This is a genomic window from Stenotrophomonas sp. AB1(2024) (genome assembly GCF_037482345.1).
GTDB lineage: Bacteria > Pseudomonadota > Gammaproteobacteria > Xanthomonadales > Xanthomonadaceae > Stenotrophomonas.
On the sequence record NZ_JBBHKO020000001.1, the window covers coordinates 1,843,405 to 1,857,165 of the forward strand.

Here is a 13,761-nt window from a genome sequence, read left to right on the forward strand (position 1 = left end):
CCGGACCGGTGTTGTGATCAGGTCCGGCGGGTGTGGAGCCACCGGTACAGCACCGGCAGCACCAGCAGGGTGAGCAGCGTGGAGGAGACGATGCCGCCGATCACCACCGTGGCCAGCGGGCGCTGCACTTCGGCGCCGGCGCCGACGTTGAAGGCCATCGGCACGAAGCCGAGCGAGGCCACCAGCGCGGTCATCAGCACCGGGCGCAGCCGGCCCAGTGCGCCTTCGCGTACCGCATCGGCCAGCGGCATGCCGCTCTCGCGCAGGCTGCGCACGAAGCTGATCATCACCAGGCCGTTGAGCACGGCCACGCCCGAAAGCGCGATGAAGCCGACGCCGGCGGAGATGGAGAGCGGAATGCCACGCGCGGCCAGCGCCAGCACGCCCCCGGTGAGCGCCAGCGGTACCCCACTGAACACGATGGCCGCGTCCTTGACCGAGCCAAATGCCCAGAACAGCAGGGCGAAGATCAGGATCAGGGTCACCGGCACCACGATCGCCAACCGCTGGCTGGCCGAGATCAACTGCTCGAAGCTGCCGCCGTATTCGATCCAGTAACCATTGGGCACCTGCACATCGCGGTTGATGGCCTGCTGCAGCTCGTTGACGAAGCTGCCCAGGTCGCGGTCGCGCACGTTGGCGGTGACCACGATGCGGCGTTTGCCGTTCTCGCGGTTGATCTGGTTGGGCCCTTCGCTGTTGGCCAGCGTGGCCAGCTCGCGCAGCGGCACGGTGCGTGCGGTGCCACTGGTCCAGCCACCGGCCTGGCTGGATTCGTCGGCATCGGCGTCCAGTGCCGGGGCCAGCGACACCGGCAGGTCGGCCAGCGCGGCCGGGTCCTGGCGCAGGGCCTCGGGCAGGCGCACCACGATGTCGAAGCGGCGGTCGCCTTCGAACAGCTGGCCGGCCACCTGCCCGCCCACGGCAGTGGCCACGGTGGACTGCACCTGGCCCGGGTTGAGCCCGTACCCGGCCAACGCGCTGCGGTTGGGGGTGACGGTGAGCAGCGGCAGGCCGGCGGTTTCCTCCACGCGCACATCCGCCGCCCCCGGCACGCCGCTGGCCACGCTGGCGATGCGCTTGCCCACCTTCAACAAGGTGTCGAGATCATCGCCGAACAGCATCACCGCCACGTCGGCACGCACGCCGGAGATCAGCTCGTTGGTGCGCATCTGGATGGGCTGGGTGAACTCGTAGTTGTTGCCCGGCAGCTGCTCCACCGCCTGCTCCAGTTCGGCGAGCAGGGCCGCGCGCGGCTTGCGCGGGTCCGGCCAGTCCTTGCGCGGTTTCATCATGATGAAGGTGTCGGCCACTGAAGGCGGCATCGGGTCGGAGGCGACCTCGGGCGTGCCGATCTTGGAGAACACCTTGCTCACCTCCGGGAACTGCACCAGGCGGTTTTCGATCAGCTTCTGCATCTCGATGGACTGGCTCAGGCTGGTGCCCGGAATGCGCATGGCGTGCATGGCCACGTCGCCCTCGTCCAGAGTGGGGACGAACTCGCTGCCCAACCGGGTGACGAGCAGGCCGCAGCCCACCACCAGCACCAGCGCGCCACCGACCATCCAGCGCCCGCGCCGCAGCGAGAACGCCAGCAGCGGTTCATAGCGCCGACGCACCCAGGCCATGACCCGGTTTTCCGTCTCCTGCACGCGGCCGCCCAGGAACAGCGCGATGGCGGCTGGGACGAAGGTCAACGCCAGCACCATCGCGCCGCTGAGCGCGAGCACCACGGTGATGGCCATGGGGTGGAACATTTTTCCTTCCACGCCCGACAACGCGAAGATCGGCAGGTATACCGCCGTGATGATGCCCAACCCGAACAGGCTGGGGCGAATCACTTCGGCGGTGGCGCTGGCCGTTTCGGCAAAGCGCTCTTGGCGGGTCATGTCGCGGCCGAGTGCGTGCTGGCGTTCACCGAAGCGGCGCAGGCAGTTTTCGATGATGATCACCGCGCCGTCGACGATCAGGCCGAAGTCCAGCGCGCCCAGGCTCATCAGGTTGGCCGAGACGCCGCCGCGCGCCATGCCGGTAAGGGTGAACAGCATCGCCAGTGGGATCACCGCAGCGGTAATCAACGCCGCGCGGAAGTTGCCCAGCAGCAGGAACAGCACCACGATCACCAGCAGCGCGCCCTCCACCAGGTTTTTGGCCACGGTCTGGATGGTGCGGTCCACCAGCGTGGTGCGGTCGTAGCTGGCGGTGACGGTGACGCCGGCCGGCAGGCTGCGTTGGGCCTGCTCCAGCCGCGCTGCCGCAGCCTGGGCGACGTCGCGGCTGTTGGCGCCGATCAGCATCACCACCGTGCCCATCACCACCTCATGGCCGTTCTGGGTGGCCGCGCCGCTGCGCAGTTCGGGACCCTCGGCCACCTCGGCCACGTCGTGCACGTGGATCGGCACGCCTTCGCGGCGGGCCAGCACGATGTTGCCGATCTCTTCCAGGTTGGCCACCTGCCCTGGAATGCGCACCAGGAACTGCTGGCCGTTGCGTTCGATGTAGCCGGCACCGACGTTCTGGTTGTTGCTTTCCACCGCCTGGGCGACGTCTTCCAGGGTGAAGCCCAGCGCGCGCAGGCGGGCCGGATCGGGGGTGATGTGCACCTGACGCTGGAAGCCGCCGATGGTGTTGACTTCGGTCACGCCCGGCACGTTGCGCAGCTGCGGGCGGATCACCCAGTCCTGCAGGGTGCGCAGGTCAGTGGCGGTGTAGGGGCTTCCATCGGGTTTGCGCGCCGCAGGGTCGGCGTCGATGGTGTACATGAAGATCTCGCCCAGCCCGGTGGAGATCGGCCCCAGCTGCGGGTCCAGCCCGGCCGGGATCTGCGATTTCACCTGCTGCAGGCGTTCGGCCACCTGTTGCCGCGCGAAGTAGATGTCGGTGCCGTCCTCGAACACGACGGTGACCTGCGACAACCCGTAGCGCGACAGCGAACGCGCCTGTTCCATCCGCGGCAGGCCGGCCATCACCGTTTCCACCGGGTAGGTGATGCGCTGTTCGGCTTCCAGTGGGGAGTAGCCGGGTGCAGCGGTGTTGATCTGGACCTGGACGTTGGTGATGTCCGGGGTGGCGTCGATGGGCAGTTTGGTGAAGCTCCAGGTGCCCACGACGATCAACGCCAGGGTCAGGCTCATCATCAGCCAGCGGTGGGCGATGGAGGCGGCAATGATGCGCTCAAGCATGGGGGTGGCCTCCGCGCGGGGCGGTATGTGCGTGCTCAGTGCTCATGCGACGCTCCCGCTTTGCCGATATCTGCCTTCACCACGTAACTCTGCTCGATGACCACGGCGTCGCCGAGGGCGAGGCCTTCCAGCACTTCCACCTGTTTGGCGTCGCGCGCGCCGAGGCGTACCGGGCGCACGGTATAGGTGTCGCCGGTGCGCACGAACACCACGTCTTTGCCTTCCAGGGTCTGCAGCGCGCTCAGCGGCACGACCTGCGCGGCCGGCCGGGTGGCAACCACGATGCGCGCCTTCACCGCAGCGCCCGGGCGCCACAGGCCATCGTCGTTGCGCAGGGTGGCGCGGGCCACGGTGCTCTGGCTGGCGGTGGCAGTGCCGGGCAGCACGCGCTCCAGCGTGGTGGCCTGGGTGACCCCGTCGGTCATGCGCGACACCGTGACCGGCACGCCGGCGGTGATGTGCTGGGTGTCGTTGCCGAAGATATGCAGGTCCACCCACAACGTGGACAGATCGCCGATCTCGAACAACGGCGTGCCCTCGCCTGCCACCCCGCCCACCTGCGCCTGGCGCGCAAGCACCACGCCGCTGATCGGCGCGCTGACGGTATAGGTGGTCAGGCTGAGGTTGCTTTCGATGCTGGCCAGCACCTGGCCGGCCTTGATGGTGTCGCCGACGTTGGCACGCAGCGAGCGGATCGGGCCGGGGAAGCGGGCCATCACCTGGGCCACGCGGCCATCCACCGGGGTCAGCAGGCCCTGCACGTCGTGTTCGTCGGCGATGGTACCTGCGGCAACCGGGGCGACGCGGATACCCGATTGTTCGGCCAGGGCGGCGGGGATGGTGGTTCGGTCCGATGCTTCGTCGTGGTCTTCGCCCTCGTCGGTATGCCCCGGCTCGCCGTGGCCGGCGTCGGTGCCGGCGGTTGCCGTGGGCGCGTCCCTGGCACAGCCGGCCAATGCGAGCAGGCACAGCAGGCATGCGGCGATGCGGGCCGCGCGGGTGATCGAAAGGTTCATCGGCGGTCCTCCGTGGACGCGGTCGCGGTATCAGGGGTGGCCTCGGCGGCGCGGGCCAGCAGGCCCTGACCGGTCAACCGTTGCAGTTCGATCAGCGCGCTCTGCGCGGCGATGGCCGCTTCAAGCTGACGTTGCCGCGCTTCAACGCGCATGGCCTGCAGCTGGGCCCATTCCATGTAGCTGATGGCCCCGGCGCGCCAGGCTCTGTCGGCGGCATTCTCGGCGCGCTGCAGTTGCGGCAATACATCGCGGGCCATGCGGGTGACCTGAAGCCGCGAGGTTTCATAGCGACCGTGCGCTTCGGCCAGCGTGGTGTACAACTGCAGCGCGCGCGCTTCGCGTTCCACCCCGTTGAGGGCGAGCTCGGCTTCGGCCGCGCGGATCTCAGGGCCGGCGCGGCGCACACTGCCCAGCGGCAGGCTGAAGCCGCCCACCAGCGCGGTATCCCCGCTGTCGCGGCGGTTGCGCACGCCGACCTGCCAGCTGATGTCGGGGCGTGCCTGGGTGCGTGCCAGCTGCAGCTGCGCTTCGCGTACGCGGCGTTCGCCAGCCAGCACGGCCAGCTCCGGGGTGCGCTGCAGTTCGTCGGCGAGTACGTCGAAGGGCTGCAGTGCGGGCAGCTGCAGCGGGTCGCCACTGACAACATCGAAACCGGGTTCGCGTTCGCGCCACAACGCCGACAGCGCAAGCCGTGCGGCGCGGTCCGCCTGCCTGGCGCGATCGCGGTCCACTTCGGCCTGCGCCAACATCGCCTGCGCGGTCATCAACACCGACTCGGGTGACGCGCCCGCCTGCAGCCGCACGCGGGCCGCGGCCACCGCACGGCGCCGCTGGTCGATGTCGGTTTCGGCAATGGCGAGCTGCGCGCGGGCTTCGGTAATGGCGAGGTAGCGCTGGGCCACCGCCGCCATCAGGTCCAGCCGCGCGGTTTCGCGCTGGGGTGCCAGCGCGTCCAGGTTGGCCTGCGCCAGTACCCGACGGGCATCGAGTTTACCGCCGCGTTCCAGTACGCCGGCCAGGGTCACGGTCAGCTCGGCGGCATCGAAGCCACGGCTGCCGCCGGTACCCAGTGCGTTTTCAAGCTCCACGCCAACGGTCAACGGCTGGCCAAGCGCAGCAGCCTCACGGCGTGCTTCCCAGATCGGGCGCTGGGCATCTGCCAGGCGCAGGTCCGGGTGGTAACGGGCGACGCGAGCGATGGCCTCGTCCAGGGTCAACGGGGTGTTCGGGGCCGACACAGCCGGCGCCGGAACGCCGGCGAACGGGGCAACAGGCGTGGTGCCCTGCGCATACGCGCATGGCACGAACGCAATGGCAGCAACGGCTGCCAGACGCATCCACATGGGAATCTCCAGAAAGCGGTTCAGAGGTGAAGCTGCGGCAGCGCGCCGCGTGGCATCACACCGCTATCGGGGGGCGCAGCAGGCTCTCGGGCGGCTGCGCGAGCAACTGCGCGGTCAGACCGCCCGGCACAAGGTGCGCCGGGGCGGCAGGCAGCGACCATGCCGACGCCGCCAGCGGCAGCACGCCGCCGTGGCCATGGCAGTGCCCGCAATGGACCAACGCGTGCAGCAGGCGGGCGCTGTCGTCCTGGTCGGGATCGGCGTCGGCATCGGCCGCCGCGGCGTCGGCCGCCGGCACATGCGACAGCGCATGCGCCAGGCCGGTGTCGCTGTGCGACAACGCGTGCAGGTCGCCCAGCGCCGCCGCCAGTGCGCCACCGGCCGTGCCGAACAGCACCACCACCAGCATCAGCAGGCGGAGGGGCAGCGACAGGCGGTGGCGCAGGCGGGACATCATCGGCGCAGGGTAGCGGCGGCCGTGCCCGTTACACAATCGCAGCAGCGGCGGGCGTTCATGCGCTGCGCGCCTCGGGCAGTGCGCAGATGGCCTGGCGGACTTCGCGCAGGCGCAACGCTTCAGCGGCGGTGCACGGGGCCGGCGTCTCGGGCCGGGCACGGCCGTCGGCGGCGGGTACCTTGAGCAGGTAATCGCACTGCAGCTGGCCGCCGTCGCGCCGGAAATCAGCCTGCACGGTCCGGCCCGGATCGCACCCGGCCTGCGGGCGGCTGCTCCAGCTAGGGCTTGTGTCCTCCACGCGCAGGCTGGGCACGCCGAGGCGCTCGGCAATGCCGCTGATGCCATTGAAACTGCCGGCGTGGGCATTGCCGACCAGCGCCACCCAGCGCTGGGGACCGGGCTTGCCGACCTGGTTGCGCTGGTCGTGCTCGATCCTCCTGATGGCCACGTGGTTCGCCACCTTGATCCGGATCTCCGTCGTGCTCGACGCGCTCGGGCCGACCTCATCCTCGATGCCGCGCAGGTGGTAGCTCGTCATCAGGTCCAGCGCCACGACCCGGATGCCGGCGTTGAACGCGGCGTCGACAAGGTTGCGGAACGTCGCACCGCTGGCCGCATCGGTCATGTGCCCATGGTCCTGCTCGGCGAGGAACCGGCCCAGTGCGGGCGAAACCACCCCGGTGCGGTGCAGCTTGTCGAGATCGGCCTGGTGGATGTCCCCCTGCAGGTGTTGGAGATACAGGGTGTCCACACCGAGGTGGCGCAGCAGCGGCATGTGGTCGATCAGCAGGGTCTTTCCGGCGCGGGCTGCATGGACCTCGCCGATCACCAGCCCCTTCCTGCCATCAAGCAGCTGCCGCAGGAGCTGTGCATGCGTGCGGACCGGGGCCAGCCCCGGCCACGGATCGCGCTCGGCACGGGGTGGCAACGGGGTGCCAAGTGCGTCGTCGGCCAACTGTGCGCGCCTGGCGAAGAAGCTGTCGAGCGCGGCGCGCTCGGGGGGCGCGAACGGCAGATGGTAATCGGGGTCAAGGACCCTGCGGTGCCGTTGCAGCAGCGCAACGAGGGTCTGGCCCTGCCCGCTTGGCAGCGCGAAGCGCTCCAGCGGATCGGGCGGTGTCGGCCGCTGGCAGACAACGCCATCGAACACGGCGGCGTTGCGCGTCTGCGCTGGCGGACTGTCGGGAAGATTGCGCAGCGACAGCAGCGCAGGGGCCGCGTTGCGGCGCTGCACGACTGCGGTGGCAGGGGAGGTAACGCGGTGCATCAGTGCGGACAGGGCATCCAGCATGGTCAGGCTCCTTGGGGGAAAACGCGCGCCCTGGGGCGCGCCTGACCAGCCTAATCATCTGATGCCGTTCCAATGCGACGCGCTAAGCAGTTTTCAACGTTGTGCTGAAAGTCATGTGCCGATGCGTGCGCGAGCGCACATCGGCACCGACCATTCACGACATCACGGCGCGCGGCGCTCTTCGATGTACGCACGGATCTGCGCGTCCAGCACCGGCAACGGCACCGAACCCTGCTTGAGCACGGCGTCGTGGAAGGATTTGACGTCGAAGCGGTCGCCCAGCGCCTTCTCCGCTTCGCCACGCAGGCGCACGATCGCGATTTCACCCAGCTTGTAGCTGAGCGCCTGGCCCGGCCAGGAGATATAGCGATCCACTTCGGTGGTGACTTCGTGCTCGCTCAGCGCGGTGTGGTCGCGCAGGTAGGCCAGCGCCTGGTCGCGGGTCCAGCCCTTGTGGTGCACGCCGGTGTCGATCACCAGGCGCGCAGCGCGCCACATTTCGTAGGTCAGGCGCCCGAAATCCTCATACGGGGTTTCATAGATGCCCATCTCCACGCCGAGCTTTTCGCTGTACAGGCCCCAGCCCTCGCCATAGGCGGAGATGTAGGCATTGCGGCGGAACTCGGGCTGCTCGCCCTGTTCGGCGGCCAGCGCGCCCTGCAGGGCGTGGCCGGGATCGGACTCATGCAGGGTCAGCGCCGGCAGGTTGTACAGCGGTCGCGCCGGCAGGTTGTAGATGTTGACCCAGTAGGTACCCATGCCGCCACGGCCGGCGGTCCAGAACGGAGCGATATCCGGCGGCACCGGCACGATGGTGAAGCGCGCGCGCGGCAGCGTCATGTACTTGCCGATCACCCCATCCACGCGCTTGGAGATCCAGGCGGCGCGGTGCAGCAGCTCGTCGGGGGTCTTGGCGTAGAACTGCGGGTCGGTGCGCAGGAAGGCCAGGAAGTCGGCGAAGCTGCCCTTGAACTGCACTTCCTTGATGACGTCGTTCATTTCCTTCTGGATGCGCGCCACTTCCTTCAGGCCGATCTCGTGGATCTGCTGCGGGGTGAGGTCCAGCGTGGTGTATTCGTGGATCTGCTGCTGGTAGTACGCCTTGCCATCGGGCAGTGCTTCGGCGGCCAGGGTGGTGCGCGCCTGCGGAACATATTCGCCGACGAAGAAGGTGCGCAGCTTGGCGAACGCCGGTACCACGCTGGCGCTGATCGCCTGGCGTGCCTGCGCCTGCAGCTCGGCCTGCTCGGCGGCGGGAATGCTGGCCGGCAGCTTCTTGAACGGTGCGTACAGCGGGGACTGGGTCGGGTCCTTCAGCTCGGCCACGGTGGCAATGGACACTTCGCGTCCATCAAGCACCGCGCGCGGCACGCTGAAACCGCGCTTCAGGCCGGCACGCATGTTCTCGGTCTGCTGGTCGAAGTAGCGCGGCACGTCGTTGAGGCGGGCGATGTAATTGCGATAGTCCTTGGCGGTCTTCATCTCGCGACGCGCCATGAACGAAAGGCCGGACCAGAACGAGGAATCGGAATTGAACGGCATCTCGTAGCCGCGCAGGCGCACGTCGGCAGCCAGGTTGAACACCTGGTCGCGGTAGATCGCGTAGTTGACCTGGTTGGTGGCCGACAGCGCCTTGGTATCGAGCTTGTCCAGCTGGGCCAGCACGTCGTCCCACACCACCAGGCGTGCCTGCTGGGCCGCCGCACCTACATCGGGCATGCGGGTGGCATTGGCCGGGCCGTCGGCGTCTTCGCTGGCTTCGCCGCCACCGGCCTGGCGCCAGGCCCATTCCTTCTCGTAGATGGCACGGAACGCCGCATCGGCGGGCGATTCAGTGGCTAGGCTGGCCGGCGCGGCGGTCGGTGCCGCAGGGGGTGCGGCCAGCGCCGCATGGGCAGGAAGGGCCAGGGCGAGCAGCAACGCAGCAACGAGCGGTGATTTCACGATCAGGGGTTCCCAGTGGGCGGCAAACCCCGATCATGGCACCGCGATCCAGCGTGCGCATGGATCAAATGTCCTACGTGCGGAGCACGTAGGACGGGGATCGACCGAAGGTCGAGACCCCAGCGCCAAAGGCGCGGGTAGCGCCGACTGTTAGTCGGCTGGTTTTGATCTGGACGTTGTTTTTGCCTTCCGCGAAGAGCAGCCGACTAACAGTCGGCGCTACCGGTGGGGTACGGTTCGGGTACCGGCCGGGTACCGCTACCGTCAGTGCTCCGCTTTATCCCTTCGCCAACCCCGATGCTGGATATCCAGCTTCAGGCTGTAAAGCGCGGTAAACGCCGGAAACAGGTTCTGCAGCACCCCCACCGAATCCTGCTTGGCCGAAAACAGGAAGTAGCTCAGCGTCATCAGGCTGCCCACCACGCTCATGTACCAGAACAGGCGCGGAATCACCGGCTTGCCGGCGCGGCGCGAGGCGACGAACTGCACCAGCCAGCGGCCGCCGAACATCAGTGCGCCGGTGTAGCCGATCAGCTTCCAGCCGGTCACGTGCAGGCCGGTCCAGAACAGCCACGTCAGCGGTTGGTCGAGCCAGTGCAGTTCCATCAGCGTTCTTCCACGGCAGTGCGCTTGCTGCGGGTGATCAGCCAGGCCACCCCGCGCAGGTCGCGGATGCCCACCAGCGCCCGGCCCAGGTTGGTGTACTTGGATACCCCGGCGGTGCGGTGGCGGTGGTTGACCGGCACGCTCACCGTCTTCCAGCCGGCGCGCTGCATCAATGCCGGCAGATAGCGGTGCATGTGGTCGAAATACGGCAGGTCCAGGAACGCGGCGCGCTCGAACAGCTTGATGCCGCAGCCGGTGTCGGGGGTGTCGTCGCGCAGCATGCGGGCGCGGATCGCATTGGCCCACCTGCTGGCCCAGCGCTTGCTGCCGCTGTCCTGGCGGTTGACGCGCCAGCCCGCGAACAGCTTCACCTGCGGTTCGGCACCGGCACGGGCGGCCAGCAGCTTCGGAATGTCGGCAGGGTCGTTCTGTCCATCCCCATCAAGCGTGGCGATCCAGGGCGCCCGGGCGTGCTTGACCCCATTGCGCACCGCCGTGCTCTGCCCGCTCTGGCTGACATGGTGCAGGACCCGCAGCTCCGGGTTGGCCGGCTTGAGCGACTCCAGCACGGCCAGGGTGTCATCGCGCGAATGGTCGTCGATGTAGACGATCTCGAAGTCCAGCTGGCCGCGCAGCGCCGCGGTGATCTCGTCGATCAGGGGTTGGACGTTGTCGCGCTCATTGAATACCGGGACGACGACCGACAACTGGGGATGGCTCATGATCGGGCTCTGCGAAGGGCCAGGAGTGTGAAAGACCGCGCATTTTCCGCAATCAAGGTTATCCGAAGATGAACCAGCTGATGTGAGTCAGGCGCGATCTCCAAAATACTCGCGGCACCAGGCGACCACCGGCGGCAGACCGCGCTCGATCGGGGTAACCGGTTCATAGCCGAAAGCGTCATGGGCACGTCGGGTGTCGGCCATGGTGCGGACCATGTCGCCCGGCTGCATGGGCCTGTAGATCTTCTGCGCCGGGCGTCCGGCGGCGGCCTCGATGACCCCGATGAAATGTTCCAGCTCGATCGGGGTGTGGTTGCCCAGGTTGAAGACACGGTGCGGTACGTCCTCGCCGGACGGATGCGCCAGCGCGCCGAGGATACCGGCCACGATGTCGGAAACATGTGTGAAGTCGCGCTGCATCTTTCCTTCGTTGAACACCTCGATCGGGCGCCCGGCCAGCACCGCGCGCGAAAACAGCAGCGGCGCCATGTCGGGGCGGCCCCACGGTCCATATACGGTGAAGAAGCGCAGGCCGGTGGCGCGCAGGCCATACAGCTGTGCATAGGTGTAGGCCATCAGCTCGTTGGCGGCCTTGGTGGCGGCATACAGCGAGCGCGGCTTGTCGATGCGCTGGTCTTCGGAGAACGGCGGGGTGGCCGAATCGCCGTAGACCGAACTGCTGGAGGCATATACCAGGTGGGCCACGCCACGGTGGCGGCACAGTTCCAGGATGTTGACGAACCCGGTCAGGTTGCTGTCCACGTAGGCGTGCGGGTTTTCCAGCGAGTAACGCACACCGGCCTGGGCAGCCAGGTGGATCACCCCGGTCGGCTGGACCTCGTCGAACAGCGCGGCCAGGCCATCGCGGTCGGTCAGGTCCAGCACACGGATATCGGCTTCCGGGCACAGCGCGGCCACGCGATCGCGCTTGATCTGCGGGTCGTAATAGTCGTTGTAGTTGTCCAGGCCGACCACCGTGTGCCCGGCGTCAAGCAGGGCACGCACGGTGTTGGCGCCGATGAAGCCTGCAGCGCCGGTCACAACAACGGTCATGGCAATCGTCCCGGAAGTTCCAGGCGACAGGATAGCGCCGATGGGTTGAACCCAGAACCCGCTGAAGCGGACTACAGGCGCATCACCACAGGCTCAGCGGGGTTTCCCGGGCCAGGGTGGCCTTGCGTTCCTTGCTGAAGTCCCACCACGGACGGGGCGCTTCGCCCTGCATGAAGCGCACGATGGACAGGAACACATCGATCACGCAGGGGTCGTGCATGACCCCGGTGCGCATGCACAGCTGCGCGTACATGTCATAGGCATCGCGGCCACGCACGTGGGCGGGCACCCGGATCCCGATCAGACGAAGATCCTTCTCACAGGCCGGCCCGACATTCGGCAGGTCGGTCAGACGCAACAGATGATTGCGGTCGACCTTGGTGGGGTTCATTGAATGTGGACTCAGCCTTTGCGTACGCGGAGCTTCTCAAGCACGCCATCCAGCGTGTCCAGATCGGTGTAGTGGATGATCAGCTTGCCCTTGCCGCCGCGGCCGTGGTTGATGGCCACGCGCGCGCCCAGCGATTCGGACAGCTCGGTTTCCAGCGAGGCGATATCGGCCTGCGGGGTGGCCGCGCTCGGCTTGCGGCGCAGCGACGCGGGTACCTTGCCGGCAGCGAACTGCTGCGCACGGTGTTCCACTTCACGCACCGACCAGCCCTGGTCGGCCGCTTCCTGGGCCAGCTTGCTGGCCAGTTCGGGGGCCAGGGTCAGCAGCGCGCGGGCGTGCCCCATTTCCAGCCGGCGGGTTTCCAGCAGCAGGCGGATCGCCACCGGCAGCTCAAGCAGGCGCAGCAGGTTGGACACCGCCGCACGCGAGCGGCCAACGGCCTGGGCGGCCTCGGCGTGGGTCAGGGCGAACTCGCTGATGAGCCGCTGCAGCGCTTCGGCTTCTTCCAGGGGGTTGAGGTCTTCGCGCTGGATGTTCTCGATCAGCGCCATCGCGATGACGGTGCGGTCCTCCAGCTCGCGCACCACCACCGGCACTTCGTCCAGGCCAGCCAGCTGCGAGGCGCGCCAGCGGCGTTCGCCGGCCACGATCTCGAAGCTGTCCGGGCCGAGCTGGCGGACCAGGATCGGCTGGATCACACCCTGCGCTTTGATCGACTCGGCCAGCTCGGCGAGCTTGGTCTCATCCATGTCGCGGCGCGGCTGGTACTTGCCCGGCTGCAGGTGCCGTACCGGCAGCTTGCGCAGCACTTCACCCGGCAGGGGTTCGACCACGGCAGCAGCCTGCACCTGTGTCACCGCGCCCTTGGGCCCCAGCAGCGCATCGAGGCCACGGCCGAGACCGCGTTTCTTGCCGGGGGCGGGCTTGGTGCTCATCAGGCGGTCTCCATGGCCTTGCCGGCCGTGTTGCGTTGGTGATGGCGGCGGATGATCTCGCCAGCCAGTCCGAGGTAAGCGACGCCGCCGCGCGAGGTGCGGTCGTAGCCGACGATGCTCTGGCCGTGGCTGGGCGCCTCGGCCAGGCGCACGTTGCGCGGCACGATGGTGCGGAACACGCGGTCGCCGAAGTGATTGGTCAGTTCGGCCGACACGGCGTTGGCCAGGTTGTTGCGCACATCGAACATGGTGCGCAGCACACCCTCGATCTCCAGGCTGGGATTGAGGTTGGCGCGCAGTGCGTCGATGGTTTCCACCAGCGCGCTCAGGCCTTCCAGCGCATAGTACTCGCACTGCATCGGCACGATCACCGAATCGGCGGCGGCCAGGGCGTTGAGGGTCAGCAGCGACAGCGCCGGCGGGCAGTCGATCAGGATGAAGTCGTACTCGTCCTGGATCGGGGTCAGTGCGCGCTTGAGCCGCTGTTCGCGCTCGCCCTGGTCCATCAGCTGGATCTCGGCGGCGGTCAGGTCGATGTTGCCCGGCAGCAGATCGAAGCCTTCCGGGGTGGTCACCCGCACCTCGGCGGCGGTGCTCTCGCCCAGCAGCAGGTCGCAGGTGGAGGCGGCAACTTCCCGCTTGTCCACGCCGCTGCCCATGGTCGCATTGCCCTGGGAATCGAGGTCGACCAGCAGCACGCGCTTGGGCGCAGCAGCCAGGGCGGCGGCCAGATTGACGGCAGTCGTGGTCTTGCCGACGCCACCTTTCTGGTTGGCGATGGCGATGATGCGGGCCATGCGGGTGAGCCTCATCGGCAGGGA

Annotated in this window: 12 protein-coding genes; all 12 read right to left on the reverse strand. The window is 68.1% G+C overall.

The window, feature by feature from the left end; all coding sequences use genetic code 11:
- Positions 1-17 precede the first annotated feature (17 nt).
- The 12 genes from WIX41_RS08625 to WIX41_RS08680 all read right to left on the reverse strand — a co-directional run bounded on the left by WIX41_RS08625 (position 18) and on the right by WIX41_RS08680 (position 13,737).
- Complete coding sequence (locus tag WIX41_RS08625; protein WP_339446670.1) at positions 18-3,182, reverse strand: efflux RND transporter permease subunit; 3,165 nt, start codon at positions 3,180-3,182, stop codon at positions 18-20.
- A 35-nt stretch (positions 3,183-3,217) separates the two neighbouring features.
- Positions 3,218-4,198, reverse strand: a complete 981-nt coding sequence (locus WIX41_RS08630; RefSeq protein WP_339446671.1) for an efflux RND transporter periplasmic adaptor subunit — start codon at positions 4,196-4,198, stop codon at positions 3,218-3,220.
- Positions 4,195-5,541: a TolC family protein gene (locus tag WIX41_RS08635; RefSeq protein ID WP_339446672.1), complete on the reverse strand. Its 1,347-nt coding sequence runs from the start codon at positions 5,539-5,541 to the stop codon at positions 4,195-4,197. The genes WIX41_RS08630 and WIX41_RS08635 overlap by 4 nt, the downstream gene beginning before the upstream one ends.
- 55 nt (positions 5,542-5,596) lie before the next feature.
- On the reverse strand, positions 5,597-5,995 hold the full coding sequence (locus tag WIX41_RS08640) for a hypothetical protein (RefSeq protein ID WP_339446673.1): 399 nt from the start codon (positions 5,993-5,995) through the stop codon (positions 5,597-5,599).
- Between the two features lie 58 nt (positions 5,996-6,053).
- Positions 6,054-7,289 (reverse strand): membrane-targeted effector domain-containing toxin, encoded by a 1,236-nt coding sequence (locus WIX41_RS08645; protein ID WP_339446674.1) that lies wholly within the window; start codon positions 7,287-7,289, stop codon positions 6,054-6,056.
- 162 nt (positions 7,290-7,451) lie between these two features.
- The gene (locus WIX41_RS08650; RefSeq protein WP_339446675.1) at positions 7,452-9,233 is read right to left on the reverse strand and encodes a DUF885 domain-containing protein; all 1,782 of its coding nucleotides are present in this window, start codon (positions 9,231-9,233) and stop codon (positions 7,452-7,454) included.
- A 264-nt stretch (positions 9,234-9,497) separates the two neighbouring features.
- Entirely contained in the window at positions 9,498-9,839 is a 342-nt protein-coding gene (locus tag WIX41_RS08655) for a lipid-A-disaccharide synthase N-terminal domain-containing protein (RefSeq protein WP_214906103.1), read from the reverse strand.
- Positions 9,839-10,561 (reverse strand): glycosyltransferase family 2 protein, encoded by a 723-nt coding sequence (locus tag WIX41_RS08660; protein ID WP_339446676.1) that lies wholly within the window; start codon positions 10,559-10,561, stop codon positions 9,839-9,841. The genes WIX41_RS08655 and WIX41_RS08660 overlap by 1 nt, the downstream gene beginning before the upstream one ends.
- An 87-nt stretch (positions 10,562-10,648) precedes the next feature.
- Positions 10,649-11,614 carry an SDR family NAD(P)-dependent oxidoreductase gene (locus WIX41_RS08665; RefSeq protein WP_339446677.1) on the reverse strand — a complete coding sequence of 322 codons (966 nt, stop codon included), beginning with the start codon at positions 11,612-11,614 and terminating at the stop codon, positions 10,649-10,651.
- Positions 11,615-11,696: 82 nt separating this feature from the next.
- Positions 11,697-12,005, reverse strand: coding sequence for a helix-hairpin-helix domain-containing protein (locus WIX41_RS08670; RefSeq protein ID WP_339446678.1), 309 nt, complete (start codon positions 12,003-12,005; stop codon positions 11,697-11,699).
- An 11-nt stretch (positions 12,006-12,016) separates the two neighbouring features.
- Positions 12,017-12,940, reverse strand: coding sequence for a ParB/RepB/Spo0J family partition protein (locus WIX41_RS08675; protein ID WP_339446679.1), 924 nt, complete (start codon positions 12,938-12,940; stop codon positions 12,017-12,019).
- On the reverse strand, positions 12,940-13,737 hold the full coding sequence (locus tag WIX41_RS08680) for a ParA family protein (protein WP_339446680.1): 798 nt from the start codon (positions 13,735-13,737) through the stop codon (positions 12,940-12,942). Before WIX41_RS08680 ends, WIX41_RS08675 begins: the two co-directional genes overlap by 1 nt.
- Between the last annotated feature and the right edge of the window lie 24 nt (positions 13,738-13,761).

Excerpts from the sequence above, each read along its gene's own strand:
- WIX41_RS08665 (WP_339446677.1), bottom strand. The coding sequence starts at position 11,614 with ATGACCGTTGTTGTGACCGGCGCTGCAGGCTTCATCGGCGCCAACACC.
- WIX41_RS08635 (WP_339446672.1), bottom strand. The coding sequence starts at position 5,541 with ATGTGGATGCGTCTGGCAGCCGTTGCTGCCATTGCGTTCGTGCCATGC.
- WIX41_RS08640 (WP_339446673.1), bottom strand. The coding sequence starts at position 5,995 with ATGTCCCGCCTGCGCCACCGCCTGTCGCTGCCCCTCCGCCTGCTGATG.
- WIX41_RS08680 (WP_339446680.1), bottom strand. The coding sequence starts at position 13,737 with ATGGCCCGCATCATCGCCATCGCCAACCAGAAAGGTGGCGTCGGCAAG.
- WIX41_RS08675 (WP_339446679.1), bottom strand. The coding sequence starts at position 12,940 with ATGAGCACCAAGCCCGCCCCCGGCAAGAAACGCGGTCTCGGCCGTGGC.
- WIX41_RS08660 (WP_339446676.1), bottom strand. The coding sequence starts at position 10,561 with ATGAGCCATCCCCAGTTGTCGGTCGTCGTCCCGGTATTCAATGAGCGC.
- WIX41_RS08645 (WP_339446674.1), bottom strand. The coding sequence starts at position 7,289 with ATGCTGGATGCCCTGTCCGCACTGATGCACCGCGTTACCTCCCCTGCC.
- WIX41_RS08670 (WP_339446678.1), bottom strand. The coding sequence starts at position 12,005 with ATGAACCCCACCAAGGTCGACCGCAATCATCTGTTGCGTCTGACCGAC.
- WIX41_RS08625 (WP_339446670.1), bottom strand. The coding sequence starts at position 3,182 with ATGCTTGAGCGCATCATTGCCGCCTCCATCGCCCACCGCTGGCTGATG.
- WIX41_RS08655 (WP_214906103.1), bottom strand. The coding sequence starts at position 9,839 with ATGGAACTGCACTGGCTCGACCAACCGCTGACGTGGCTGTTCTGGACC.
- WIX41_RS08630 (WP_339446671.1), bottom strand. The coding sequence starts at position 4,198 with ATGAACCTTTCGATCACCCGCGCGGCCCGCATCGCCGCATGCCTGCTG.